This window comes from Pseudomonas sp. CGJS7 (assembly GCF_036961695.1).
The window spans coordinates 33,225-58,444 of record NZ_JBAMDI010000004.1 but is presented as its reverse complement, the minus strand read 5'-3'; the positions used below and the strand labels follow the sequence as shown (position 1 = coordinate 58,444).

Genomic DNA, 25,220 nt, shown 5'->3' with positions numbered 1-25,220 from the left:
TTCGCGAGCGTCGCCGCGAAGAGGCCAAAAAACGCAACGTGAGTTCTGGCGGTTACCCATAACAACAAAAACGACACCCACGCTTCACACCCAAGGAGGCAACATGGCCACCTATCTCGTCAGCGCCGAAGACTCCGGCACCGACACTGCCAACAGCATCCCCCGGCGCTATGCCTGGGTCGTCTTCGCCTTGACCTTCGGCCTGTTGATCTCCGACTACATGTCGCGCCAGGTGCTCAATGCGGTGTTTCCGCTGCTCAAGGGCGAATGGGCATTGAGCGACAGCCAGTTGGGCTTGCTCAGCGGCATCGTCGCGCTGATGGTCGGGCTGCTGACCTTCCCGTTGTCGCTGCTGGCCGACCGTTTCGGCAGGGTACGCAGCCTGGTGCTGATGGCCGTGCTGTGGAGCCTGGCCACGCTCGGCTGTGGCCTGGCGGAAAACTATTCGCAAATGTTCATTGCACGCTTCCTAGTCGGGGTCGGCGAGGCCGCCTATGGCAGTGTCGGCATTGCCGTGGTGGTCGCGGTATTCCCCCGCGACATGCGCTCGACGCTGGCCGGGGCGTTCATGGCGGGCGGCATGTTCGGCTCGGTGCTGGGCATGGCCTTGGGCGGGGTGTTGGCCCAGCACCTGGGCTGGCGCTGGGCATTCGCCGGCATGGCATTGTTCGGCCTGGTGCTGGCGATGCTCTACCCAGTCATCGTCAAAGAGGGGCGCATTGCCCCCAAGTGCGCGCAGCAGGCGCTGGACAAGGCCAGCCACCCGCTGCGCACCCTGTACAGCAGCCGTTCGGTCATCGCCGCCTATGTCGGCAGTGGCCTGCAGTTGTTTGTCGGCGGCACCCTGATCGTGTGGATGCCCAGCTACCTGAACCGCTATTACGCCATGGGCACCGACCGCGCGGGGGCGATCGCCGCCGTCATCGTGCTGTGCAGTGGTATCGGCATGATTCTCTGCGCCATGCTCTGCGATCGCCTTGGGCGGCAACGCCCGGACCGCAAGATCAGCCTGGCCATCGGCTATTGCCTGGGCAGTTGCGCGCTGCTGAGCATAGCCTTTGCGTTGCCTGCCGGTACCGCGCAACTGGTGCTGATCTGCCTGGGCATGATGATAGCCGCCGGCACCAATGGCCCGTCCAGTGCCATGGTCGCCAACCTTACCCACGCTGCTGTGCATGGCACGGCATTCGCCACCCTGACCTTGGCCAACAACCTGCTGGGCCTGGCCACCGGGCCGCTGATCACCGGTCGGGTGTCTGACCTGATCGGGCTTCAGGCGGCGCTGCAGTTGGTGCCACTGACAAGCATTGCAGCGGCGGCTGTGTTCTTGGTTGCCAAACGTCACTACCACCGCGACATGGATCGTCTGCGCGCCAGGAGTTGAAACTGTGAAACAGCAATTGTCCATCGAGGTGCTCTTCGATTTCGTCTGCCCCTGGTGCCTGATTGGCCAGCGGCACTTGCAGGCTGCGTTGTTGCTGTTGCAGCGTGAGCAGCCACACGTGCAAGTGCAGGTTCACAGGCAGGGCGTGCAGTTGCTGCCGGGGCTGCCAGCCAATGGGGTACCCCTCAAACAGTTCTACCTTCAACGCCTGGGCAGCGAGCAGGCAGTGCGCGAGCGCCAGGCTCAGGTGCGCGCCGCTGCCCGCGTGGTGGGGGAGGATATCGACTTCTCGCGCATCTGCCGCATGCCAAACACCGGCAACGCCCACCGGTTGATGCAGCGGGCCGGCAGTCTGCTTGGCGCGTCGCAACAGCAAGCGTTGCTGGAGCGGCTGTTCATTGCCTATTTCCACCAAGGCCGCGACCTCGGCGATAGCCGCACGTTGCTCGGCATCGCCGAGAGTTGCGGGCTAAAGGCCGCGCAGGTAATCGATTGTCTGCGTGATGATGGCAGCCCGTTCCTCGACGGTGCAGGGCGTGCAGGCAGTGCCGTGCCACGTTATCGCTTCAACCTGGGCCCTCTGATTGCCGGGGTGCGGCCAGCCGAGGCGCTGTTTGCCGCGATGACCGACGCCTTGTCAGAGAGGGTGCAGGCATGAGCCTGCGTATCGCCCTGAACCCCAGCCAGCTGCCGGAGCGCAATGGCCGGGTGCTGCTGGCCTGCGAGGGCCGCAGCGTAGCGTTGTTCAATGTCGCCGGTGCGCTCTATGCCATCGACGATAGCTGCCCGCACCAAGGGGCGTCGCTGTGTGGCGGGCGCCTGGAAGGGCGGGTGATCCAGTGCTGTGCCCACGGCCTGCGCTTCGACCTGGCCAGCGGCTACCTGGTCAATTCCAAGGCGTTGAAAGTTGCCAGCTACCCGGTGCAGCAGGAGGGTGATGCGGTGTTCATCACCCTCGATGGTGACGGGCCTGGGGAGCAGGGCTGACACTGCGTGCCCGCCAGCTGGCCGGCGGCATGCCGTACTGGGCGATGAACCAGCGGGTGAACGAACTGGGCATCGAGTAGCCGAGCATATCGGCAATGCGACCCAGCGAATAGCTGGGGTTCTCCAGGTAGCGCATCACCAGGTCACGTCGCACGCTGTTGATCAGGTCCTTGAAGGTCAAGCCGCTGTCTTCCAGCCGCCGCTGCAGGGTGCGTACGTTCATGCCCTGGGTTTGCGCCACTTGCTCGAGGGTGGCCCGACCCATGGGTAGCAGCAGGTAGATGGTCTTGCGCAGCTCCAGCTCCAGCGATGGCTCGCTGCCTGCCGGCAGCGTGTCCAGGTAGCGCCGAGCCAGGCGGGCCATGGCTTCGTTGGCCAGCGGGCTGGCACTGTCGAGGTCGGCGGCAGGGCAGACGATGCCGTTGAACTCGCTGCCAAACACCAGCGTGCAGCCGAAAATACGCCGGTGAATGGCGGGGTCGGCGGGTGCCGCATGGGTGAAATTGGCGCTGATCGGGTGCCAGTGCGTGCCTAGCAGTGCCGCGCACAAGCGCATCATCACGCCGATAGCCAGCTCGGTGGCCTGGCGGCTACAGGGCGCGCGCTCGCTGATCACCTCTTCGCGAATGACCACGGTCTTGCCAGCTTCTTCGATATGAATGGCCAGCGCGTCATTGAGCAGGTGGCGGTACTGCACGATCACCTGCAGCGCATCGCGCAGGTTGCGTTGGTGGCTGAGCAGCAGGCTGATTTCGCCGAAGTCCGACAACTGGCGCAGTTCGGCCATGCGCAAGCCGAAGCTCTCGCAGTGGCTGGCGCTGGCGGAAGCTTCCAGCAGGTTGATCACGCTGGCCACCGGGATACGCCGGTTGGGGTCGTCGAGCAACGCCGCGCTGAGGCCCACCTGCGCCAGCAGTGTGTGGGGATTGAGGCCCAGGTGGCGGGACACTTCCAGGTAGTTGGTCAAGCTGGCGGCGCGGACGAGGGCAGGCATTTTTATTGTTATCCCTATTGTTCAGGCAACCTGGCGCTTTCAGGCAGCAGCACAAGGCTGTTGCGACAAAAAGCACTTGGCTTGCAGGTGCACGGGTTTTATAGCCTGCGTGTCATCAATTGAAAAGCAAAGCCCTGTTCGGGCCATTGTCATCAAATGAAAAGTACCTGACGCCCAATGTGAAGCACCCGGGGGGAGGGCTGTTTACTGTGAACCTCAACAGCTACACCGCACACGAGGTTCACCGTGGAAAAACTGCAAACCACTGCCACCGTGTTGATCGTCCCTGGCCTGCGCGACCACGTCGCCGATCATTGGCAGACGCTGCTTGCCAGCCGCCTGGCGAAGGTGCGCAGCGTACCGCCGCTGAAGGTTGACGGCCTTTGCTGCAACGCCCGGGTCGAGGCGATCCAGCGCGAACTGGAGCAGATCGACGGCCAGGTGCTGCTGGTGGCACACAGTGCCGGCGTTCTGATGGTCGCCCACTGGGCCGCGCGTTACCGGTGGCCGATCAAGGGGGCGTTGCTGGCTGCCCCGCCAGACCTCGACGCCCAGTGGCCGGCGCACTACCCAACCCCGGCCAGCCTGGCCGCCTAGGGCTGGTCGCCGTTGCCAACCACGGCGCTGCCGTTCCCGAGCATTGTCGCGGCCAGTAGCAATGACCACCTGGCCAGCTACGCCGCCGTTAGCGAACTTGCCCGCCATTGGGGCAGTGAGCTGGTCAACCTGGGCGCCGTCGGCCATCTCAACCCGGCTTCCGGTTTCGGCCCCTGGCCGTTGGCCGAGGCCCTGATCCGCCGTCTGGACGCCGAAACCCTGTAGTAACGCATGGACGCCCCAGCCACGCCCGCAACAGACGGGCGGCGTAAAAAACAATAACAATACGTGGAGCCATCGTAATGCCAGAACACCGCATTCACCATGCCGTGAAGCCACAGCGCTGCCTGCTCGCCTGCGCCGTCGCCCTGCTCACGCTGCCCGCCGCCCAGGCCGTCGAAGTCGAGACCGGCAATGAAGACTGGGCCGTGCGCTTCGACAATACCGTCAAATACAATTATGGCGTGCGCACGGAAAGCGCCGACAAGCGCATGCTGGGCACGCCCAACAGCAACGACGGTGACTACAACTTCCGCAAGGCCGGCACCAACATCACAAACCGGGTCGACCTGCTGACCGAGCTGGATGTGGTGTATCAGGGCAACACCGGTTTTCGCGTCAGCACTGCCAGCTGGTACGACAAGGCCTACGACAATACCGGCTCCAACAGCAACCCGTTCGTCAATGGCAACGGTGATCAGTCGGGCATCAGCCCCAGCCTCAATGGCCTGCCGGGTACTGGCATACCCCTGGGCAGCCCGCACCTGAGCAACTACGCCCAGCGATACTACAACGGCCCATCGGGCGAAGTGCTGGATGCGTTCGTATTCATGAGCCGTGATGTCGGCGAAGCGTCGCAGGTCAGTGCCAAGCTGGGCCAGCACAACCTGTTCTGGGGGGAAACCCTGCTCAACCCCGTGCATTCGCTGAGCTATGGCCAGTCCGGCCTGGACCTGGCCAAGCTGGCGGCATCGCCAGGCACCGAAGCCAAGGAGCTGTTCGTCCCCCGCAACCAGTTGTCGACCTCGTTCCTGGTCAACTCCGAACTCACCCTGGGTGCGCAGTACTTCTTCGACTGGGATGCTGCCCGCTTGCCCGAAGCGGGCACCTACTATGGCGGCGCCGATGTGGTAGGCGAGGGCGCGCAGAGCTTCCTGCTCGGCCACACCGGCACCCCGGGCTTGATCCCGGTGCGCGGAGCGCTGACCACCATCCGCCGCGGTCATGACCTGACGCCCGGCAAGAGCGGCGACTGGGGCATCATGGCCAGGTGGTCGCCGCAATGGCTGGGCGGCACCCTCGGTTTCTACTACCGCAAGACGTCCGAGATCCTGCCCCAGGCCTGGCTCGACGCGCGCGGCATGACCGTGGCCAGTGGCCCTTTCGGTAACCCACCGGGCAGCCGCCAGGCGGCGGTCGGCAACCTGTACAACTCGCTGCAAAGCACCACTTACCAGTTTGCCTATGCCGACAACATCGACATCTACGGCCTGAGCCTGTCCAAGGATGTGGGTGGCATCAGCGTCGGCAGCGACCTCAACATCCGCCACAACATGCCGTTGGCGAGTATCCCGGCAATCGTCAGTGCCCCCGGCCAAGGTGGCCTGGGTGGTGGCTTCGGTTTACTGCCGTCGCGCCTGCCCAGCAGCGGGGTGGTCTACGACGTACCCAAGGATGGTGACAGCCTGAGCGCCACTGGCGACACCCTGCATTTCACCGTCAACGGCCTGATGACGATGGGTGACACGCCTCTGTTCGACTCGGCAACCCTGCTCGGTGAGCTGTTCTACAGCAACCTGCTCAAGCTCGATGGCCACAACGAGGCTTTGTACAAAGGCAAGGGCAGCTACCGCGGCATCGACAAGGCGACCCGCGACAACTGGGGTATCGCCGTCAACTTCACCCCCACCTGGTACCAGGTGTTGCCAGGCATGGATCTGAGCATGCCGTTGTCGGTCAACGTCGGCCTGGACGGTGTCTCGCCGGTGCAAGGCGGCGGCGCCGAAAACACCGGCAATTACGCGGTGGGCTTGAGCGCTGCGATCTACAACCAGTACTTCGTCGACCTCAAGTACGTCGACAGCTTCGGTGAGACCAAGGCCTGCAAGGACGGCCAGACCGACGGCAGCACCCCCAATGCCCTGGACGGCGAACAGGATTACACCTGCTACGGCGGCGGCTACGCCTCCTTCTCCGGTGGTGGCGCCACCACCGAAGACCGTGGCGCGCTGTACCTGACCGTCAAGACGACCTTCTGAGTCCTGTTTCCTACCGCCTACACAGGAAGACAATCATCATGATCTTCGTACGTACCCTGCTGGCCTCGTGCCTGTCGCTGGCCGCGCTCAACGCCGCCCAGGCTGCCGTTTCTCCTGACCAGGCTGCACACCTGGGCAACAACCTGACCACCCTCGGCGCCGAAAAGGCCGGCAATGCCGACGGCTCCATCCCGGCCTACCAAGGCGGCCTGCTTACCCCGCCGGCCAGCTATCAGAGCGGCGCCAGCATGCGCCCCGACCCATTTGCCAGCGAGAAGCCGTTGCTGGTCATCGATGGCAAGAATGCCGATCAGTACAAGGGGCAACTGACCGCCACTACCCTCGAACTGCTCAAGCGCTACCCCAGCTACCACGTTGACGTGTACCCGACGCACCGCAGCGTTGCGCTGCCGCAGGCGGTGCTGGACAACACCCGCAAGAACGCCACCGGCGCCAGAAGCCAGGAGGGCGGCAGCGCAGTGGACAACGTGCTGCCGGGCATTCCGTTCCCCATTCCGCAGAACGGCGCCGAGGCCATGTGGAACTTCCTGCTGCGCTACCAGGGCGTGAGCATGACCGCCAAGTACGACTCCTGGAACGTCGATGCTGCCGGCAAACCGTCATTGTCGACCACCGGCCAGGCGCACATCAGTTACCCGATTTATGAGGACATGACCAAGCCGATCGGCGCCAAGGACACCTACTACCAGATGAAACTGGTGTACACCGGGCCCGCACGCCGTGCCGGTGAAGCAATGATGCTGCGCGACGCTGCCAACCCGTTGGTGCAACCGCGCAGCGCCTGGCAGTACCTGCCGGGCCAGCGCCGGGTCAAGCTGGCGCCTAACCTGGCCTACGACACGCCCAACCCGGGCACCTCCGGCTCTGGCACTTACGATGACGTGTTCGTCTTCAACGGCGCGCTGGACCGCTACGACTGGACCCTGGTCGGCAAGCAGGAAATGTATGTGCCTTACAACACCTACCGGCTGACCTACAACACCGACGTCAAGCAGTTGATCACCCCCAATCACCTGGCGCCGCAGTTTGTACGCTGGGAAAAACACCGCGTGTGGGTGGTGGAAGGCAAGCTCAAGGACGGCGCGCGTCACATCTACCACAAGCGCCGCTTCTACCTTGATGAGGACAGCTGGATCGCGCTGGCCTCGGACCAGTACGACGCCCGTGGCCAGCTGTACCGGGGTTCGTTCGCCTTCCTCACCCAGAGCTATGACAAGCAGACCCCGGACGCCACGCCGTTCATGATCTACGACCTCATCGGCGGCACCTACAACCTCAATGGCGTGGTCGGTGCCTACGGCGGCATCCGTTACATCGACCCGTTGTCGAAAACCCAATGGTCGCCCGATTCGCTGGCCGGCAACGGCATTCGCTAAACGCACGGAGCAGAGGTTCCAATGCCTGTCTTCAAACGATGCAGCGTGGTGATGCTGGCCCTGGTTGCGCTGCATGGCGCGGCCCAGGCAGCGCCATTCACCGATGTGCTGGATGTGCCCGCCATGCCCAGCGCCCTTGCCAGCAGCAGCGCCCTGCGTGATGTGACCTTGGCCGGGCAACGCCTGGTCGTGGTCGGTCCGCGCGGGCACATCCTGTATTCCGATGACCACGGCGCGCACTGGCAGCAAGCCCAGGTGCCGGTCAGCGCCGACCTGAATGCAGTGAGCTTCGCCACGCCCGAGCTGGGCTGGGCGGTGGGCCATGACGGTGTGGTCCTGCACAGCCGTGACGGTGGCATGCACTGGCAAAAACAGCTGGACGGCCGGGTACTGGCCGAACAGCTGCCAGGCGCGGGCACCGACAATGCCTTGCTCGACGTGTGGTTCAGCGATACCCGCACGGGTTACGCGGTGGGGGTGTTCAACCTGCTGCTTCGCACCACGGATGGCGGCAAGCACTGGCAGCCGTGGCTCGACCACAGCGACAACCCGCAAGGCCTGCACCTGACCAGCCTGGCCGCGGTGGGCGACGAGCTGTTCATCACGGGCGAGCAGGGCCTGTTGCTGAAGTGGGACGGCAAGCGCTTCGCTCGCGTTGGCACACCCTACGCCGGCACCCTGTTCGGTGCCGTCGGCAAGCCCGGCGTGCTGCTGATATACGGCCTGCGCGGCCACGTCTATCGCAGTACCGATGGCGGCCAGCAGTGGCAACTGATCGACACAGGGATCAACACCAGCCTCACCGCCGCCGGTATCGACCCTGATGGGCAGCTGTGGCTTGCCAGCCAGGCCGGTGACCTGCTGCTCAGCCGTGATGACGGCGCCAGCTTCAGCCCGGTAGCCCACAGCCCCCGCAGCCCAGTCACCGCACTCGTCAGCGATGCCGGTAACGGCCTGGTGGTGGTGGGCGAGCGTGGCGTGCGCAACCAGGCCGGTAACCCCACGCAGCACCCCTGACAAGAGAAGACCCTGATGGCCGCTACCCGCCAAGATACGCTTCCGGTAATCCGCAACCTCGCCGATTTCGACCCACGCTCGGGCAATTGCCTGGAGCGCCTGGTGTTCAACCATCGCTGGCCATTTCTGCTGTGCATGCTGCTGGCAACCTCGGTGCTGGGCTTCATGGCGGCGACGCGCCTGGAGCTGCGCCCCAGCTTTGACAAGATGCTGCCGCAGAGCCACCCCTACATACAGAACTACCTGGAAAACCGCGCTTCGCTGCGCGGATTGGGCAATGCGGTCCGGGTGGTGGTAGAGAACACCCACGGCGATATCTTCGACCCGGGTTACCTGCAGACCCTGCGCCATATCAACGACGAACTGTTCCTCAGCCAAGGCGTGGACCGGGCATGGGTGAAGTCCTTGTGGAGCCCGGCGGTGCGATGGACCGAGGTAACCGAGGAGGGTTTCCAGGGCGGCCCGGTCATGCCTGACGGGTATCAAGGCGCAGCCGGTGATATCGAACAGCTAAGGCAGAACATCGAGCGTGCCAACATCGTCGGCAGCCTGGTAGCGCGCGACTTCAAGTCGAGCATGCTGGTGGTGCCGCTGCTGGACCAGGACTCAGCCACCGGCAAAGGCCTGGACTACCATGCCTTTTCGCAAAAGCTCGAACAGTTGCGCAGTCAGTACCAGGCCAGCGGCCAGTACCGCATTCATGTGATCGGCTTCGCCAAGCTGATGGGTGACCTGATCGACGGCCTGATCCAGGTGATGGCGTTCTTTGCGCTGGCTGTGCTGACCAGCCTGGTGATCATCTACTGCTATACCCGCTGTGTGCGCAGCACCTTGCTGGTGGTGGTGTGTTCGCTGACTGCGGTGGTATGGCAGCTGGGTATCGTCGCCTGGCTGGGCTATGCCATCGACCCGTATTCGATCCTGGTGCCGTTCCTGATCTTTGCCATCGGCGTGTCGCACGCGGCGCAGAAGATGAACGGCATCCTTCAGGACATAGGCCGCGGTACGCACCGGCAGATTGCCGCCCGCTATACCTTCCGCCGCCTGTTCGTGGCCGGGGTCACCGCACTGCTGGCCGATGCCGTGGGCTTTGCGGTGCTGATGCTGATCGATATTCCGGTGATTCAGGACCTGGCAATCACCGCCAGCATTGGTGTGGCAGTGCTGATTTTTACCTCTTTGCTGTTGATGCCGGTGGCGCTGTCCTATGTCGGTGTGGGCCGCAAGGCTGCCGAGCGAGCGCTACGTATCGATGCTCGCGCGGATCAGCACCGTGGCTTCGGCCGGCTGTGGGCGCTGCTTGACCGATTCACCGAACGCAAGTGGGCCAGTGCTGCACTGCTGGCTGCCCTGGCGTTGGCCGCCCTAGGCACCTGGGGTAGCCTCCAGCTGAAGATTGGCGACCTCGACAGTGGCGCCCCCGAGCTGCGTGCGGACTCGCGCTACAACCTCGACAACGCTTACATCACCCAGCACTACGCACTGTCCAGCGATACCTTCGCGGTCATGGTCAAGACGGCCCCCGAAGGCTGCCTGCAATATCAGACACTGATCCTCGCCGACCGCCTGGCCTGGGAGCTGCAGCAACTGCCGGGTGTGCAGACCACCGTGTCGCTGGCAAACGCGGTGCGCCAGATCACTGCGGGTACCTACGAAGGCAACGCGCGCCTGAACAGCCTTCAGCGCAACCAGGACGTGCTCAACTACGCCGCCCAGCAAGCCTCGGTCAACGCCCCGGAGCTGTTCAACAACGACTGTTCGCTGATGCCGGTGATCGCCTACCTCAAGGACCACCGCGCCGACACGCTGGCCCAGGTGGCTGTAGCGGCTGAGCGTTTCGCCCAGGCCAACAGCAGTGCTGACCACCAGTTCCTGCTGGCCGCCGGCAGCGCGGGCATCGAGGCCGCCACCAACGAGGTGGTGCGCGAGGCCAACCACCGCATGCTGTTGCTGGTGTACCTGGCGGTGACCCTGTTCTGCCTGGTCACCTTCCGCAGCTGGCGAGCGACGCTGGTGGCAATCCTGCCGCTGATGCTTACCTCGGTGCTGTGCGAGGCGTTGATGGTGGCCATGGGCATCGGCGTCAAGGTCGCCACCTTGCCGGTGATCGCCCTGGGGGTGGGCATTGGCGTGGACTACGCGCTGTACCTGCTCAGCGTGCAGTTGCACTACCAGCGCGCCGGCCTGAGCCTGGCCCACGCCTACCAGAAAGCCCTGGCCTTCACCGGTCGGGTGGTGGGGCTGGTCGGTATCACCTTGGCCGCTGGCGTAGCCGGCTGGGCCTGGTCGCCAATCAAGTTCCAGGCCGACATGGGCCTGCTGCTGACCTTCATGTTCCTGTGGAACATGCTCGGCGCGCTGGTGCTGATACCCGCGTTGTCGCACTTCCTCCTGCGCGGCCAGGGCGCCCCGGCAGCTGCCGAGGCCCAGGCGCCGGCGCTTTCGCAAACCCAAGAAACCGAGTGCTCGCCTCATGTCTGATTACCTTGCGCCACTGCGCGACATGGATTTTCTGTTCAACGAAGTGTTCGACATCCCGACCTGGTGGGCGCAAACGCCCATACTGGCCGAGGTGGTCGATGGTGACACTGCCCGGGCCATACTCGAGCAGGCCGGCAAGCTGATTGCCGAGCGAGTGGCGCCGCTCAACCGCAGTGGCGACGAGCAGGGCTGCCGCTGGGAGGCTGGCCAGGTAAGCACGCCCGACGGTTTCGCCGATGCCTACCGGGCATTTGCCGCTGACGGCTGGGTCGGTGTGGCCGGTGACCCGGCCTACGGCGGCATGGGCATGCCGAAGGTGATCGGCGCCCAACTCGAAGAGATGCTCAATGCCGCCAACCTGTCGTTTGGCCTGTACCCGATGCTGACCGCCGGGGCCTGCCTGGCACTGCTCAACCATGCCAGTGAGGCTTTGCAGGCGCTGTACCTGCCACCCATGTACCAAGGGCGTTGGGCCGGTTCGATGTGCCTGACCGAGCCCCACGCCGGCACCGACCTGGGCCTGATCCGCACCCGGGCACAACCCCTCGCCGACGGCTGCTACCGCATCAGCGGCACCAAGGTCTTCATCACTGGCGGCGAGCAGGACCTGACCGAGAACATCATCCACCTGGTGCTGGCGCGGCTACCGGATGCACCGGCCGGCCCCAAAGGCATCTCGCTGTTCCTGGTGCCCAAGGTGCTGGTCGGCGCCGACGGCGTGCTTGGCGAGGCCAACGCAGTGAGCTGCGGCTCGATCGAGCACAAGATGGGCATCAAGGCCTCGGCCACCTGCGTGATGAACTTCGACGACGCCATCGGCTACCTGGTCGGCGAGCCGAACAAGGGCCTCAATGCCATGTTCACCATGATGAACTACGAGCGCCTGGGCGTGGGTATCCAGGGGTTGGCGCTGGGCGAGCGGTCTTATCAGGGAGCCATCGCTTATGCCCGTGATCGTCTGCAAGGCCGCGCGCCGTCGGGTGTTGAAGCGCCGTCGCAGTATGCCGACCCGATTATCGTTCACCCGGACGTACGCCGCATGCTGCTGACCATGAAAGCGCTGAACGAAGGCGGGCGGGCATTTTCCACCTACGTGGCGTTGCAGTTGGACATGGCCAAATACAGCGACGACCCGGCTACACGCGCCAATGCCGAGGCCAAGGTGGCGTTGCTTACGCCGGTCGCCAAAGCCTTCCTCACCGACATGGGACTGGAGACTACCCTGCACGGCCAGCAGGTGCTGGGTGGCCACGGCTATATCCGCGAGTGGGGCCAGGAGCAGTTGATTCGTGACTGCCGCATTACTCAGATCTACGAAGGCACCAATGGCATCCAGGCGCTCGACCTGGTAGGGCGCAAGCTGCTGGGTGATGGCGGCAAGGCCTACCGTGGCCTGTCTGACGAAATCGTCAGCTTTGCCCAGGCGCTGCCAGTGGCGCACGCCGAGTTCAGTGCGCCACTGCTGGCTGCCGTGCACAACCTTGACGAACTGAGTGCCTGGCTGCTCGACCGCAGCCAAGGCAACCCACGCGAGCTTGGCGCGGCGGCGGTGGAGTACCTGCACGTGTTTGGCTACACCTTCTACGCCTACCTGTGGGCGCGCATGGCCGTGGTGTGCCAGGGCCAGGCGGCACCGGAGCCGTTCCACCTCAGCAAGCTCGGTACCGCGCGCTTCTACTTTGCACGCCTGCTACCACGCATCCACTCGCTCAGCGCCAGTGTCAGGGCCGGCAGCGATAGCCTGTACCTGCTCGAGGCCGAGCAACTGTGATGGCCGCCAACATGCTCACCACTCGCGTCATGCCCCGGGCCGAGCAGGCCTATGCCTATCCGCTGCTGATCAAACGCCTGCTGCTGTCGGGTGTGCGCTACCAGCCCAACCAGGAAATCGTCTACGCCGACAAGCTGCGCTACACCTACACCACGTTGCTGGAACGCATCCAACGGCTGGCCAACGTGCTGACCACGGCCGGGGTCAAGCCTGGCGACACGGTGGCATTGCTCGACTGGGACAGCCACCGGGCACTGGAATGTTTCTTTGCCGTACCGATGCTGGGGGCGGTGTTGCATACGGTGAACGTGCGGCTGTCCAGCGAGCAGGTGCGCTACACCATGAACCACGCCGAGGATCGGTGGGTACTGGTGCATGACGACTTCCTGCCATTGATGCAGCAGCTATGTGCCGACCTGCCGGCAGTCGAGGGCATCATCCGCCTCAGCGACGGCGCTGCTGCCGCGCAGACAGTGCCTTTGCTGGGCGAATACGAAGACATGCTGGCGGCTGCAGCGCCGCAGTTCGAATTTGCCGACTTCGACGAAAACTCGCTGGCCACACTGTTCTACACCAGCGGTACCACCGGCAACCCCAAGGGTGTGTACTTCAGCCACCGGCAACTGGTGCTGCATACCCTGGTCGAGCAGGGCACCTTGGCCGCGTGTGGCGAGGTACCGCTGCTACGCACCGGCGATGTGTACATGCCGATCACGCCCATGTTCCACGTGCATGCCTGGGGCGTGCCCTATGTGGCCACGGCGCTGGGCATCAAGCAGGTCTACCCCGGGCGCTACGAGCTCAACCGCCTGGTGCGCCTGTTCCATGACGAGGGGGTGACGTTCTCCCATTGCGTGCCGACCGTGCTGCAGATGATGCTCGACAGCGAGCAAGGGCGCTGCACCGACCTGACCGGCTGGAAGATGCTGCTGGGCGGCAGCGCCCTGACGCTGAGCCTGGCCCAGCGTGCCAGCGGGCGCGGCATCAGTGTGCATTGTGGCTACGGCATGTCGGAAAGCTGCCCGCTGCTCAGCATCACCCACCTGAGCACCGACTTGCTGGCACAGCCCATGGCGCAGCAACTGCCGCTGCGCATCGATGCCGGTGTGCCGATTGCCTTGGTGGACCTGCGTATCGTCGATAGCGAGGGCAGGGAAGTACCGCACGATGGCGCAAGCCTGGGCGAAATCGTGGTGCGCGCGCCTTGGCTGACCCAGGGTTACCTGCACGAACCGGAGCAAGGCGCGGCGCTGTGGTTGGGGGGCTGGATGCACACCGGTGACCTGGCCTGTATCGACTCGCTGGGCGTGGTGCGCATCCGCGATCGCATCAAGGACGTGATCAAGACCGGTGGCGAGTGGGTCAGTTCGGTGGCGCTGGAAAACCTGATCAGCCAGCACCCGTCCGTCGCCTCGGTCGCGGTAATCGGTATTCCTGATCCACAGTGGGGGGAACAACCTTTGGCCTTGGTGGTCTGTCATGACGGTGTGCAGTTGGACCAGCCGGCATTGGCCAGACACCTGCAGCCGTATGTTGACAGCGGGCACCTGGCCAAATGGGCGATACCGCGGCAGGTGCGGTGTGTGGACGAGATCCCCAAGACCAGTGTCGGCAAGATCGACAAGAAACGCATTCGCCAGACTGCAATATAGATGTGGCTTGCGATGCCTGGGGGCGCCTTGCGCCCCATCTTGTTGCTGGCGGGGCTTTGCCCGCGCGCTCAGCAGCCCCAAAACCCCGCCAAACAAGGGAATGGCGGTTGACTTGAGTTCACCCAGGTAAAGTTAGGTAAAAGCGGCCACGGCATATACACGGATCAGTATTGTGGTTTGTACTGTCCAGTTAAAGATGCCATTGATGAACACACTTCCGTCGCAGCCAAGCGCTGAACGCGGGGCGTTCTCCGGTTTCGAGGCGTGTCGCAATTCCCAGCAGGGCCCCGTGGTGATCCTTGCCTCCGGCGCTTCTGCCAAACATTTTCCGCTGGGCGAGTTTGCGCACTTGCCCATCATCGCCATGAACGGGTCGGTCGCCATGACCGCCGAACACGGCATCAAACCCTTCTTCTACGTGTGCACCGACAAAAGCTTTTGCCAGCAACAGCCGGCCTTGTTCGCCACTGCCGTGCGCGACAGCGAACGCCTGGCCCTGTGGCCTGAGCAGTATGCGCGTGCCGATGTGCCAGCCCACACCCAGTGTTATGCCTTGCACAAAGCCGACATGCCGAGCCTGCTGGACGGTTTGCGCGGCCATGGTGACAGTTGCGTGTGCAACCGGGCACTGTGGAGCAAACGCAGCCGCTCGATTGCCTTCAGTAAAGACATGGCCCATGGCTTTTTCGATGCCCGCACGGTGGCTTATGTGGCCTTGCAGTTGGCCTATCACCTGGGCTTCGAGGAAGTGTTGCTGGTGGGGGTAGACCTCGACCAGAGCGTCGGGCGCTTTTACGAGGACGGCCAGGGCCCGTCTTCGCCGTGCGGACTCGACCAGCATTGGGACAGCCGCATCCTGCCGTCGTTGAAGCTGATGGCCAGGGAAGTGGTCAGCGAGCATTTCCACGTCTACAACCTGTCGGCAACATCACGCATTCCCGCTGAGCTGATACCCAAGGTCACGCTCAGCCAGGCGCGGCACATTGCCGGCTGCGCAATGAACTGAGCAAGAAAGCGGGTGCATGAAAGACTGTGGATGCGTACAGTGGGCCGATCGCAACTTGCAGGAGCCCGCTATGTCCAGCGCATTCACGATCATGCCATCGCCCGTCGGCATGCTGACCCTAGTGGCCCGTGGCAATTGCCTGGCAGCCGTATTGTGGGAAGAGGAGCGGGAAAACCGCGTACGCCTGGGCGCACTGCACCGGGACGACCAGTGCCCGGTATTGCGGGAAACCGCTCGCCAGCTGGGTGAGTACTTTGACGGCAAGCGCCAGCGTTTCGAGCTGGCGCTGGACTTTGCCGGTACTGAGTTCCAGCGCCAGGTGTGGGCCGCATTGCTGGCGATACCGTTCGGCGAAACCCGCAGCTACAGCGACATTGCCCGGCAGCTCGGCAACCCCAGGGCGGTACGCGCGGTTGGCGCTGCCAATGGCCGCAACCCGATTTCGATCATCGCTCCCTGTCACCGGGTAATCGGCGCGTCGGGCAGCCTGACCGGCTTTGCCGGTGGCCTGGCGGCCAAACAGTATCTGTTGGCGCTGGAAGGGCGGCAAAGCCTGGCACTGGACCTGTAAGGCGTCAACCGAACCAGCTGGCGATCAGGCAGGCCAGCACAGCCAGCACCGAACCGGCGATCAGGGTGTATTGCCGCCGGGCCTGACGTGCGCGGGGCCCGACCTCACGCAGGTACTCGCCGGGCGTAGGCGCATCGGGCCGATGGCGCAAACCCTCGGCCACATCGGCAAGTTGACCCTGAATCAGCAAACCGACCAGACAGTAGGTGCAGGCGTAACTCAGCAACGCTAGAAACAGATAGATCATGCAAGGTACGGGTTCAAGGGCAGGGTGATCGCGCTGGCACTGCGGGTGTCGAGTACGATCAGCCCTTCACTGTGGTCATCCAGGCTGGCCAGCAAGTGCCCCTGGCTGTCCCATGCTGCAGAACCGCCGGCACCGATGAAGGTGTCGGCCGGTCCCACGCAGTTGGCCATCAATACCGGCATGCCCAGCTCGCGTGCCACCTCTGGGTAGTGCGCATATCCCTCGCGGATACCCTTGGCGGTTTTCGCAACGCTGACCAGGTACAGGTCGGCACCGCGCTCGCGGGCAACGGCGGCATGCGCCAGGAACATCGATTCGTAGCAGATCGCCGGCGCCACCCGGTGTTCACCCACCTCCAGCAGCAATGCCTGATCACCTGGGGTGAAGTAAGGCAGTTCATCATCATGCAAGCGCTGCTTGGCATAGGCCTGGCGCGGCGCTTCAGGGCAGAAGATGGGCATGCCGATGCGTATGCCGTCGGGCGTCGGCAATGGCAGGCCCACGGCAACCGTAATGCCCAGGCGGTCGCAGGCTGCCTGCAGCGGGTCCAGGCGCGCGGAGGTGACGGGCAGGGCGGCCTGGCGCGCCACACTCGGCTCATAGCCGGTCAGCGACAGCTCGGGGAACACCACCAGTTCGGCACCCAGGGCCGCAGCCTGCTCGATGCAAACCAGATGGCGCTGGAGGTTGCCTGGCAAATCGCCCTTGAGCGACGCCAGTTGTACGGCGCACAGTTTCATCAGAACCATTCCCTGGTGAAGATTGACGTGCCGAGCATACTACCGGCACCAACGCCTGTTCCAGTGAAGGGTTTTTCAGGAAGCCTGGGGTGCGCAGCAAAACGCCTCCCAACCTGCGCAGCCACGGTACCTTGTGCCATGCTGTCCAGTGACAGCGCCATGCGCACGGCCCGCGCGAAGGCGGGCAGGGTGCTACCAGCGGAGGAACACTGTAATGGCACGGTTTCGGCGGATGATCGCCAATATCCGGGGACGGGATCTGGCCGTGGGCGATATCCATGGCCACTTCCAGCGCCTGCAACAATGCCTGGATGCGGTAGGGTTCGATCCGGCGGTGGACCGCCTGTTCAGCGTGGGTGACCTGGTCGACCGTGGGCCGCACAGCGAGGCAGCGCTGGAATGGCTGGCCCAGCCTTGGTTCCATGCCGTCCAGGGCAATCATGAGGCCTTGGCAATCACCCGCGTGCGCGGTGGGCGGCTCGACCTGGGCATGTACCGCGCCGCCGGGGGTGGTTGGTTCCTCGACTTGCCGCGGCGCGAGCAACTGCGTTTCGTGGAGCGTTTCGAGCAGTTGCCGATTGCCATGGAAGTGGAGAGTGCGGACGGTCTGGTAGGCCTGCTGCATGCAGACAGCCCGTTTGCCGACTGGACAGTCTTACGCTCCTGGCTGGAACTGGATGACGACCCTGACGTGCGCCAAGTGTGCCAGTGGTCACGTCGGCGCCTGAAAGAGGGGGACACCCAACCGGTGCAGGGCCTGCGAGCCCTGCTGGTCGGCCACACCCCGGTGCTGGAGGCCAAGCTGCTGGGCAATGTGTGGCACCTGGACACGGGGGGCTGGGCCAGCGGCCATTTCACCTTGGTCGACATGCGCACCTTGCAACGGGTCAGCCCCGGGCCAGATGCAGCAACAACGCCCCCGCCAACATCACCAGCATGACCCCCGAGGCCCGCTCCAGCCACGCCAGGCTGCTGGCGAAGCGCCGCAATACCCGCTGGTTGCCGATGGCCACGGCGACCAGCAAGTCCCAGAGCAGGACGATGCTGAACATCCATAGCGCGTAGGCCGTTTTCCAGCCGGGGCTGACGCTGGCGACCATGCTGGCCAGGCTGGCATAGAACAGCGCGTTCTTGGGGTTGAGGATGCCAGACAAGAAGCCCATGCCCAAACTGCGCCACCAGCCATGAACCCGCTGGCTGCCGGCGACTGTGCCCAGGCTGGTTTGCCCGGCATGGCGCAGGAACAGCACGCCGATGTACAGCAGGTAGCTGGCGCCGGCCAGCTGCAGGGCGCTGAACAGCAGGCTGCCCTGCTGCAGTACCGAAAGCCCGGTGAAGGCGATGACGATGAACGCGCCATTGGCCAGCGCTATGCCCAGACAGGCGCCGCTGGCGATGCGCCAGCCGCTGCTGATCGCGTTGCGTGCGACCAGGAAAAAGTCCGGGCCAGGTGAGAGCAGGGCAAGGAAGTGGGCCAGGGCGATGATCATGAATTGTTGCATTAGGGGCTGCTCTACGGAAAAAACCGCAGTCTGCTGCCGGGCCCGTTCTGGCGTATTGAACAATATTGCATATGCAGCAGGTTTCAGTTTCCGCGGTACTGCCCCGGCGTAACCCCCACATGGGCCTTGAACACCCGCTGGAAATGGCTCTGGTCAGCAAAGCCAAGCTGGTAGGCCACTTCCGCCAGGGCCAGCCCTTCACTCAACAGTTGCCGCCCACGGTTGACCCGGGCATTGAGCAGGTAGGCATGCGGCGTGAACCCGGTAGCCGCACGAAACGCGCGGATCAGCTGATAGCGCCCCAGCCCGGCCTCCCGCGCCAACACCTCCAGGCTCAATTGCGCAGGGTCCTGGTGTTCGATGCGTGCAAGCAACCCGCTCAAGGTGGCGGCTTGCAGGGCGGGGGCCGCTGCCAGCGGTGGGTGCGCGGAAAAATCCAGGTCCCCCAGAAAGGCAATCAGCGCCGCATCTTTCTCGCCGTTGCAGGCACTGGAAAACAGTAACCTGTTCAGCGCGCAGAACTGCCGATATACCTCGGCCTCCCTGCAGATACGCACCGGTTCGCCAGCTTCGATACCGCCAAGACCCGACTCCAGGCGTAACTGCGTCAGCCAGTCGGCATCCACATGCAGCATCTGATAGCTCCACGCCAGGCCGGGGGCCGGGTTGCAGGCATGCACGCGGTGGGCCGGAACCAGTACCAGCGTGCCGGGCGCCAAGTGTTGCTGCCCGTCGGCAGCCCCGGTGAAATGGCTGCGGCCAGCATCCACCGCACCGATGGAAAACGTCGGGTGGCTGTGGGCCTTGTAGCAGGCCCGGCTGTGACAGGCGCGCCGGCTTTCGACATGTGCCAGGGCCGGATCGCGCCACAGGTCGGCGTGGGAACGGGGCATTACAGGCTCCTCGGTATTGCCGGCAGGGTAACAGGTACCGTGAACCCGTACAGTTTTTATCGCTGGCTGTTACTTGACCGCAGGGCCCGGAACGCGCCGAAATAGAGGGCTGTTGTCAGAGGAAAACGAGAATGGACCTTTCAAGCCTGCTGCTTTTCATCCCTGCCTGCTTCGCCTTGAACATGGCGCCAGGGCCTAACAACCTGTTGTCACTGCACAACGCCAGCCGTTACGGCCTGCGCACCGCCTGCGTAGCCGGCGCCGGCCGTATCCTTGCCTTCTGCGGCATGATCGCCCTGGCAGCGATGGGCCTGGCAGTGGTGTTGCATACCAGCGAATACCTGTTCCTGGCCATCAAGGTGGTGGGCGCGGCCTACCTGTTCTACATCGCCTGGCAACTGTGGCGCGCCCCCGTGAGCGAGACCGTGGTGGCAAGCGATCACCCAGGCGGCACTTGGCGCCTGGCGCGCCAGGAGTTCTGGGTGGCGGCTGGCAACCCCAAGGCCATCCTGATCTTCACCGCCTTCCTGCCGCAGTTCGTCTCGGTCGGTAGCAGCACCCCGGTAAGTGAGCAGTTCCTTTGGCTGGGTGTGTTGTTCCTGCTGCTGGAATGGGCGGCCATCGCCATCTACTCAGGCCTGGGCGCCTACATGCAGCGTTGGTTCAGCCAGCCCGGCCCACGCCGGATGTTCAACCGGGTCAGCGCGTCCTTGCTGGGCTGCGCGGGTCTCGGTCTGCTGGCTGCGCGCCGCTAGAACTGCCAGCGCACGCCCAGGTTCACGCCGCTGGCTTCCTGCTGGCGGCTGTCCAGGTTGGCGGTGTACTGCACGCCGCCATGCAGGCTCAGCGCTTCGTTGACCTGCGCTACCACACCGCTTTCCAGTTGCACTGAGGTATAGCGGTAATCGGTCTTGATCTTGTCAGCGTCATCGAAGGTCAAGGTGTCGCGCCCACCGTCGCCGTGCCACAGGTTGACCTGCGCAAAAGGCTGCAACAGGCGCCCGCTGCTCCCCGTGAACGCACCCTCCAGGCGCAGGCCCAAACGGCCGGTCAGCTCGCCCTGGGCGTCATGACTGATGCGCGAGACGCTGTCGCTGGCGCTGTCCAGCGCGACCTTTTGCGCAATCAGCTGAGCTTGCGGTTCCACGCGCCAGTGCTCGGACAGGGTGATGGGGTAGCCCGATTCCAGTGAAGCTGTCCAGGCGTGGCCGTCGAGGTTCAGCGTGTCGCCACGATCGGAGCGGGCGCGGCCATCCAGGCGGGTGTACTGCAACACCGCGTCCAGGTACGCGCCCTGTGGCCCGACCAGCGTCCAGTAGGTGCCCACGCTATCGCCATCGAGCTTCAGGTCGCCCACCCTGCGGTCGTGAACGGCCAGAGCAAACCCTTTGACGTCGGCGTCCAGGCGGCTATGGCTTACGTAGATACCGACATGCTGGCGGTAACCGTTCTCGCCAACCTTGGCATACAGGTCCTGGCCCACCTTGAAACCGTACAGGTCGCCATCCAGGCTCGGGCTGACCGTGCCGCTCCATTGCTGGCGCAGCGTGCCGCCGTAGGCTTGCCCCCAGCTGGCGGGGAGGGCGCTCTCACCCTGCAGTAACAGCTGGTCGCCCTGGCGTTGGTGGAAGGTGCCCAGTGCCTGGCGGGCGATGATCGCGGCCCCCCGCGGCGCTGCGGCATACACCGGGACCTCGGGGCGGTACAGCGGCAGGCTTTGGCCCTGCACCGGCGCCGGCAGCTCGGCCTGGCCGGGCGCTGGCGCAGCGACGGGCAGGGTGACGGCCGGGGCGATCACTGGCGGCTCGCCCGGTGCCGGCACAGGGGCTGGCGCGGGTGGCGCAACCAGCGTCGAGCGCAGGTACCAGCTGTTTTCACTGCCGGCAGTGACGCCCCCTTTGAACAACCGATAGTCGTAGGCACCGGCCGATAGCCTTTGGGTCTGAACAAAGGCGGTGGCCGTACTGGTGGCGCCGTCACGGGCTTCGACCACCTGGATGCCGTTCTGGGCAGTCGCCGCACCTGCGCCGTTGAGGTTGTTGATGAGCACCTGGGTAGAGCCGGCGATGGCGCCGCGGCTGATCACCAGGCGATCGGAAGCAGCGCCATCGCCGGCCAGCACGCTGTTCAGGCGCAGGGTGCCGTTGTTGCCGGTGTAATCGCCCTCGATGCGCAAGCGGCCCATGGCATCATTGCCGGCGGTGAGGTCAAGTGTGCCTGCGTTGCTGATTGCGGCGCGCTGGCCTGGGGCAAACGCAGTGATCACCCCTTGGCGTGAAGTGATGCTGCTGCTGGCGTCGAGGGTGAGGCTGCCCGTGCTGCTGTCACTGTCGCCCAGTACCAGCGTGTCATCCAGTGCCAGCCGGCTGCCGTTGTTCAGCGCCACGCGCTCCCAGTTCACATAGTGGGCACCGCCTGCCGGCTGGCTGGCATCGAACGTCAGGCTGTCGTTACCTCCGCCGCCGTCCAACGTGATACTCAGCACCTCGGGCGTAAGGCCTTTGAGCAGTGCCGTGTCATCACCTGGCCCGGCATCCACGCGCCCGCCAATACGGCCACCGTCCCAGGTGAAGCGGTCGTTGCCAGTGCTCAGCAACACATCGCCGCCAACCTGGCCACCGTGCACCAGCACCTGGTCATCGCCACCGCTGACGCTGATGTTGCCGCCGATGTTGCCCTCGAAGACTTCGATGTAGTCCTTGTCGAAGGCCGCGATGACGTTCCGGTCGACGCTGCCGCCACGCATGATGAAGGTGTTCTCGTCCAGCCGCATGTTGACGTTGCCGATACGCCCGTCGTCCATTTCGGCATAGTCGCCGCTGTCGAAGGTGCCCTTGATCCAGCCACCGGTCATGTGAAAGGTGTCCAGGCCATCACCCTGGTTGAGGTTGCCTTCGATGACGCCGCCGCTCATGGCGAAGTCATCAATGCCAGCGCCTTGGTTGACGTTTCCGCCGACGCTGCCAGAGGCCATGTCGATGCTGTCTCTGCCGGCGCCGAAGGTTACGTCGCCGGTGATGGCGCCGCTACCGGATGCCGGGAATACCAGGCGGTTATCACCGCTGGTGTCCACCAGCGAGGGCGCAGTGCCGCTGTCACAGGTGTAGGTGTCGTTACCCGGGCCGGGTGAGAAGGTACAAGCCGCGTGTGCAGCGGGCGAGGCCATCCCCAGCAGCGGGAGCGAACCCAGGGTCAGCATCAGGCGTAGACGCATCAGGAAATCCTCCATTCTCCAGGGAGACCTGCGCACCACGTGTGGTGCACAGGGTTACCGGGGTTGTATAGAGGAGTGCGTCACGACCACAACTGGCAAAAATGTCAGGTGGCAAAGGGCTAGCGCATTAGTCGCGGTAGAACGTTTGCACCAGGTGGTAGCCGAATTTGCTCTTGATCGGCCCGTGTACCACTCGCAGAGGCTTCTTGAAGATCACCTGGTCGATGGCGCCGACCATCTGCCCCGGGCGAATTTCGCCCAAGTCACCACCACGCTTGCCGGATGGGCAAAGAGAGAACTTTTTCGCGAGCACGTCGAAAGCCTCGCCGTTGGCGATGCGCTGCTTGAGCTTTTCGGCTTCGTCAGCGGTCTTGACCAGAATGTGGCGGGCTTGGGCTTTCATGGGCTACCTGTGCATCGGGGAAAAAGGCGGCATTATGCCTGATTGAATCCCGTTGAAGCGATCGCGCCCAAATGGCCGCGATGAATGTCAGCTCTTCAGCTCAGCGCGATCGCGAAACTGCTCCAGCGCCTCCGGGTTGGCCAGGGCATCGGTGTTCTTCACCGGCCGCCCATGCACCACATCGCGAATCGCCAGTTCCACCAGCTTGCCACTGATGGTGCGCGGTATGTCGCTGACCTGGGCGATCACCGCCGGCACATGGCGGGGCGTGGTGTACTGGCGTATCACCTGGCGGATGTGCTGGCGCAAGGCTTCATCCAGCTGCAGGCCATCTTGCAGGCGCACGAACAGCACCACCCGCACATCCCCGTTCCAGTCCTGGCCGATGGCCACGCTTTCCACAACCTGTTCGACCTTTTCCACCTGGCGGTAGATCTCTGCCGTGCCAATGCGCACACCGCCCGGGTTGAGCACGGCGTCGGAGCGACCGTGGATCACCATGCCCCCGCTGGCACGCTGCTCCGCGTAGTCGCCCTGGGCCCACACCCCCGGAAACTGGCTGAAGTAGGCATCGTGGTAACGGCGACCGTCCGGGTCGTTCCAGAAACCGAGTGGCATCGAGGGGAAGTTGCGCGTGCACACCAGCTCGCCTTTTTCGTCCACCACGGGCTGACCCTGCTCGTTCCACACCTCCACCGCCATACCCAGGCCCTTGCACTGGATTTCGCCGCGACGCACAGGCAGGGTCGGGTTGCCCAGCACGAAGCAGGAGACAATGTCCGTGCCGCCCGACATGGACACGAGCCACAGGTCGGCCTTGATCTTGTCGTACACATAGTCATAGCTGTGCGGTGACAGCGGCGAACCGGTGGACAGCAGCAGCCGCAGGCTGGTCAGGCAGTGGCTGTTGGCAGGTTCCAGGCCTGCCTGCTCCAGTGCCGCCAGGTACTTGGCGCTGGTGCCGAAGGCGTGGATGCCTTCGGCCTCTATCAGGTCCAGAAGGCGCTCGGGGCCCGGGTGGAACGGCGAGCCGTCGTACAGCACCAGCGTGGCACCCACCGCCAGGCCGCTGGCCAGCCAGTTCCACATCATCCAGCCGCAGGTGGTGTAGTAGAACAGCACGTCATCGGCCTTCAGGTCGTTGTGCAGGCCGTGTTCCTTGAGGTGTTGCAACAGCACGCCTCCGGCGCGATGGACAATGCACTTGGGCACGCCGGTGGTGCCACTGGAATAGAGGATGTACAGCGGGTGGTCGAACGGTAGCGGGGTGAAACGGGGCTCGCCGCCAGGCTGGAAGAAGTCATCCCACAGGCTGACGTTGGCTGCCTGGAATTCATCGGCACGCGTGCCTTTGCGGGTATGGGGCACCACGATCAGTTGCTCCAGGCCAGGCAACTGCGCGCACACCTGGTTGACCTTGGTCACCTGGTCGATGGCCTTGCCCGCATACTGGTAACCGGCGCAGACGATCAGCAGCTTGGGTTCGATCTGGCCGAAGCGGTCGATGATGCCGTGCACGCCGAACTCGGGCGAGGAGGTAGACCAGACCGCGCCAAGGCTGGTGCAGGCGAGCATGGCCACCAGTGTTTGCCAGGTATTGGGCATGATGGCGGCTACCCGGTCGCCCGGGACGATACCTGCAGCCTTGAACGCCGTTTGCAGCCCGGCCACCTGTGCGGCCAGTTCGGCATGGGTGAATACTTCGCGCTGGCCATCTTCGCGTACGGCGACCACGGCCGGGCGGTCGTCGCGGCGGCGCAGCAGGTGTTCGGCAAAGTTCAGGGTGGCATTGGCGAACCATTGCGCATCGGGCATTTGCGGCCCTTCGCTGAGCACCTGGCTGGGTGGGGTATGCCAATGCACGTGGAAGTACTCGGCAAGGGTTTGCCAGAAGGCGCTGCGCTGTTCGATGCTCCAGCCGTGCAGGGCCTGGTAGTCGTTGAGTTGCAGGTTGTAGCGCAGGTTGACCCGGCGGCGGAAGGCATCCATCCGGCTGGCCTCGATCTGCGTTGTGGACGGGCGCCAGAGCACATCGTTCATGCCGAATCTCCTTTACCGGAACAAAAGCAGGCTCAGGGCAGGATCAGCCTTGTGTGGCGTATAGGC

21 protein-coding genes and 1 pseudogene are annotated in these 25,220 nt (G+C 64.2%); 14 read left to right on the top strand and 8 right to left on the bottom strand.

The features are described 5' to 3' along the window. Positions 1-103: 103 nt before the first annotated feature. From V7787_RS04275 to V7787_RS04265, 3 genes are read left to right on the top strand one after another with little or no spacing between them, the layout of a single operon-like run. Positions 104-1,384 carry an MFS transporter gene (locus V7787_RS04275; protein ID WP_064490592.1) on the top strand — a complete coding sequence of 427 codons (1,281 nt, stop codon included), beginning with the start codon at positions 104-106 and terminating at the stop codon, positions 1,382-1,384. A 4-nt stretch (positions 1,385-1,388) separates the two neighbouring features. Beyond that, the gene (locus tag V7787_RS04270; RefSeq protein ID WP_064490591.1) at positions 1,389-2,042 is read left to right on the top strand and encodes a DsbA family protein; all 654 of its coding nucleotides are present in this window, start codon (positions 1,389-1,391) and stop codon (positions 2,040-2,042) included. Next, complete coding sequence (locus tag V7787_RS04265; protein WP_020191133.1) at positions 2,039-2,371, top strand: Rieske (2Fe-2S) protein; 333 nt, start codon at positions 2,039-2,041, stop codon at positions 2,369-2,371. The genes V7787_RS04270 and V7787_RS04265 overlap by 4 nt, the downstream gene beginning before the upstream one ends. Here V7787_RS04265 and V7787_RS04260 read toward each other — a convergent pair. Then, positions 2,334-3,365 carry an AraC family transcriptional regulator gene (locus V7787_RS04260; RefSeq protein WP_064490590.1) on the bottom strand — a complete coding sequence of 344 codons (1,032 nt, stop codon included), beginning with the start codon at positions 3,363-3,365 and terminating at the stop codon, positions 2,334-2,336. The two genes, V7787_RS04265 and V7787_RS04260, sit on opposite strands and share 38 nt — an antisense overlap. 246 nt (positions 3,366-3,611) lie before the next feature. Here V7787_RS04260 and V7787_RS04255 point away from each other — a divergent pair. The 9 genes and pseudogenes from V7787_RS04255 to V7787_RS04215 all read left to right on the top strand — a co-directional run bounded on the left by V7787_RS04255 (position 3,612) and on the right by V7787_RS04215 (position 16,115). After that, a pseudogene (locus V7787_RS04255) lies at positions 3,612-4,187 on the top strand (RBBP9/YdeN family alpha/beta hydrolase). Positions 4,188-4,264: 77 nt separating this feature from the next. Further along, positions 4,265-6,220 carry a DUF1302 domain-containing protein gene (locus V7787_RS04250; protein ID WP_064490588.1) on the top strand — a complete coding sequence of 652 codons (1,956 nt, stop codon included), beginning with the start codon at positions 4,265-4,267 and terminating at the stop codon, positions 6,218-6,220. A 38-nt stretch (positions 6,221-6,258) separates the two neighbouring features. Then, on the top strand, positions 6,259-7,617 hold the full coding sequence (locus V7787_RS04245; protein ID WP_064490587.1) for a DUF1329 domain-containing protein: 1,359 nt from the start codon (positions 6,259-6,261) through the stop codon (positions 7,615-7,617). 21 nt (positions 7,618-7,638) lie between these two features. After that, entirely contained in the window at positions 7,639-8,634 is a 996-nt protein-coding gene (locus V7787_RS04240) for a WD40/YVTN/BNR-like repeat-containing protein (RefSeq protein ID WP_064490586.1), read from the top strand. A gap of 15 nt (positions 8,635-8,649) precedes the next feature. Beyond that, positions 8,650-11,115, top strand: coding sequence for an efflux RND transporter permease subunit (locus V7787_RS04235; protein WP_104887568.1), 2,466 nt, complete (start codon positions 8,650-8,652; stop codon positions 11,113-11,115). Beyond that, positions 11,108-12,886, top strand: a complete 1,779-nt coding sequence (locus V7787_RS04230) for an acyl-CoA dehydrogenase C-terminal domain-containing protein (protein WP_104887569.1) — start codon at positions 11,108-11,110, stop codon at positions 12,884-12,886. The genes V7787_RS04235 and V7787_RS04230 overlap by 8 nt, the downstream gene beginning before the upstream one ends. Continuing rightward, positions 12,886-14,538, top strand: a complete 1,653-nt coding sequence (locus V7787_RS04225; protein ID WP_336085926.1) for a fatty acid--CoA ligase — start codon at positions 12,886-12,888, stop codon at positions 14,536-14,538. Before V7787_RS04230 ends, V7787_RS04225 begins: the two co-directional genes overlap by 1 nt. A 205-nt stretch (positions 14,539-14,743) precedes the next feature. Next, positions 14,744-15,544, top strand: coding sequence for a hypothetical protein (locus V7787_RS04220; protein WP_064490583.1), 801 nt, complete (start codon positions 14,744-14,746; stop codon positions 15,542-15,544). Positions 15,545-15,614: 70 nt separating this feature from the next. Then, complete coding sequence (locus V7787_RS04215; RefSeq protein WP_004576657.1) at positions 15,615-16,115, top strand: methylated-DNA--[protein]-cysteine S-methyltransferase; 501 nt, start codon at positions 15,615-15,617, stop codon at positions 16,113-16,115. Positions 16,116-16,119: 4 nt separating this feature from the next. On the opposite strand, the gene V7787_RS04210 is transcribed toward V7787_RS04215, so the two are convergent. Together V7787_RS04210 and V7787_RS04205 are read right to left on the bottom strand one after the other, a co-directional pair. Then, positions 16,120-16,362, bottom strand: coding sequence for a hypothetical protein (locus V7787_RS04210; RefSeq protein WP_064490582.1), 243 nt, complete (start codon positions 16,360-16,362; stop codon positions 16,120-16,122). After that, positions 16,359-17,102: a carbon-nitrogen hydrolase family protein gene (locus V7787_RS04205; protein WP_064490581.1), complete on the bottom strand. Its 744-nt coding sequence runs from the start codon at positions 17,100-17,102 to the stop codon at positions 16,359-16,361. Before V7787_RS04205 ends, V7787_RS04210 begins: the two co-directional genes overlap by 4 nt. Before the next feature lie 214 nt (positions 17,103-17,316). Here V7787_RS04205 and V7787_RS04200 point away from each other — a divergent pair, with 214 nt between their 5' ends. Further along, on the top strand, positions 17,317-18,042 hold the full coding sequence (locus V7787_RS04200) for a serine/threonine protein phosphatase (RefSeq protein WP_064490580.1): 726 nt from the start codon (positions 17,317-17,319) through the stop codon (positions 18,040-18,042). Here V7787_RS04200 and V7787_RS04195 read toward each other — a convergent pair. Both V7787_RS04195 and V7787_RS04190 read right to left on the bottom strand, forming a co-directional pair. Continuing rightward, the gene (locus V7787_RS04195) at positions 17,990-18,604 is read right to left on the bottom strand and encodes a LysE family translocator (RefSeq protein ID WP_020192416.1); all 615 of its coding nucleotides are present in this window, start codon (positions 18,602-18,604) and stop codon (positions 17,990-17,992) included. The genes V7787_RS04200 and V7787_RS04195 overlap by 53 nt on opposite strands. Before the next feature lie 83 nt (positions 18,605-18,687). Next, a complete protein-coding gene (locus V7787_RS04190) occupies positions 18,688-19,497 on the bottom strand; it encodes a helix-turn-helix transcriptional regulator (RefSeq protein ID WP_020192415.1) in 810 nt (269 codons plus the stop codon). Positions 19,498-19,628: 131 nt separating this feature from the next. On the opposite strand from V7787_RS04190, the gene V7787_RS04185 reads away from it, so the two are divergent. After that, on the top strand, positions 19,629-20,252 hold the full coding sequence (locus tag V7787_RS04185; protein ID WP_012052432.1) for a LysE family translocator: 624 nt from the start codon (positions 19,629-19,631) through the stop codon (positions 20,250-20,252). Here V7787_RS04185 and V7787_RS04180 read toward each other — a convergent pair. The 3 genes from V7787_RS04180 to V7787_RS04170 form a co-directional block, all read right to left on the bottom strand. Next, positions 20,249-22,726 (bottom strand): autotransporter outer membrane beta-barrel domain-containing protein, encoded by a 2,478-nt coding sequence (locus tag V7787_RS04180; RefSeq protein ID WP_198747039.1) that lies wholly within the window; start codon positions 22,724-22,726, stop codon positions 20,249-20,251. The two genes, V7787_RS04185 and V7787_RS04180, sit on opposite strands and share 4 nt — an antisense overlap. A gap of 112 nt (positions 22,727-22,838) precedes the next feature. Continuing rightward, a complete protein-coding gene (locus V7787_RS04175) occupies positions 22,839-23,114 on the bottom strand; it encodes a peptidylprolyl isomerase (RefSeq protein WP_010953969.1) in 276 nt (91 codons plus the stop codon). 87 nt (positions 23,115-23,201) lie between these two features. Beyond that, complete coding sequence (locus V7787_RS04170) at positions 23,202-25,154, bottom strand: acetoacetate--CoA ligase (RefSeq protein WP_104887574.1); 1,953 nt, start codon at positions 25,152-25,154, stop codon at positions 23,202-23,204. Positions 25,155-25,220: the final 66 nt, after the last annotated feature.

Excerpts from the sequence above, each read along its gene's own strand:
- V7787_RS04275 (WP_064490592.1), top strand. The coding sequence starts at position 104 with ATGGCCACCTATCTCGTCAGCGCCGAAGACTCCGGCACCGACACTGCC.
- V7787_RS04265 (WP_020191133.1), top strand. The coding sequence starts at position 2,039 with ATGAGCCTGCGTATCGCCCTGAACCCCAGCCAGCTGCCGGAGCGCAAT.
- V7787_RS04260 (WP_064490590.1), bottom strand. The coding sequence starts at position 3,365 with ATGCCTGCCCTCGTCCGCGCCGCCAGCTTGACCAACTACCTGGAAGTG.
- V7787_RS04250 (WP_064490588.1), top strand. The coding sequence starts at position 4,265 with ATGCCAGAACACCGCATTCACCATGCCGTGAAGCCACAGCGCTGCCTG.
- V7787_RS04245 (WP_064490587.1), top strand. The coding sequence starts at position 6,259 with ATGATCTTCGTACGTACCCTGCTGGCCTCGTGCCTGTCGCTGGCCGCG.
- V7787_RS04240 (WP_064490586.1), top strand. The coding sequence starts at position 7,639 with ATGCCTGTCTTCAAACGATGCAGCGTGGTGATGCTGGCCCTGGTTGCG.
- V7787_RS04235 (WP_104887568.1), top strand. The coding sequence starts at position 8,650 with ATGGCCGCTACCCGCCAAGATACGCTTCCGGTAATCCGCAACCTCGCC.
- V7787_RS04230 (WP_104887569.1), top strand. The coding sequence starts at position 11,108 with ATGTCTGATTACCTTGCGCCACTGCGCGACATGGATTTTCTGTTCAAC.
- V7787_RS04225 (WP_336085926.1), top strand. The coding sequence starts at position 12,886 with ATGGCCGCCAACATGCTCACCACTCGCGTCATGCCCCGGGCCGAGCAG.
- V7787_RS04220 (WP_064490583.1), top strand. The coding sequence starts at position 14,744 with ATGAACACACTTCCGTCGCAGCCAAGCGCTGAACGCGGGGCGTTCTCC.
- V7787_RS04215 (WP_004576657.1), top strand. The coding sequence starts at position 15,615 with ATGTCCAGCGCATTCACGATCATGCCATCGCCCGTCGGCATGCTGACC.
- V7787_RS04210 (WP_064490582.1), bottom strand. The coding sequence starts at position 16,362 with ATGATCTATCTGTTTCTAGCGTTGCTGAGTTACGCCTGCACCTACTGT.
- V7787_RS04205 (WP_064490581.1), bottom strand. The coding sequence starts at position 17,102 with ATGAAACTGTGCGCCGTACAACTGGCGTCGCTCAAGGGCGATTTGCCA.
- V7787_RS04200 (WP_064490580.1), top strand. The coding sequence starts at position 17,317 with ATGGCACGGTTTCGGCGGATGATCGCCAATATCCGGGGACGGGATCTG.
- V7787_RS04195 (WP_020192416.1), bottom strand. The coding sequence starts at position 18,604 with ATGCAACAATTCATGATCATCGCCCTGGCCCACTTCCTTGCCCTGCTC.
- V7787_RS04190 (WP_020192415.1), bottom strand. The coding sequence starts at position 19,497 with ATGCCCCGTTCCCACGCCGACCTGTGGCGCGATCCGGCCCTGGCACAT.
- V7787_RS04185 (WP_012052432.1), top strand. The coding sequence starts at position 19,629 with ATGGACCTTTCAAGCCTGCTGCTTTTCATCCCTGCCTGCTTCGCCTTG.
- V7787_RS04180 (WP_198747039.1), bottom strand. The coding sequence starts at position 22,726 with ATGGAGGATTTCCTGATGCGTCTACGCCTGATGCTGACCCTGGGTTCG.
- V7787_RS04175 (WP_010953969.1), bottom strand. The coding sequence starts at position 23,114 with ATGAAAGCCCAAGCCCGCCACATTCTGGTCAAGACCGCTGACGAAGCC.
- V7787_RS04170 (WP_104887574.1), bottom strand. The coding sequence starts at position 25,154 with ATGAACGATGTGCTCTGGCGCCCGTCCACAACGCAGATCGAGGCCAGC.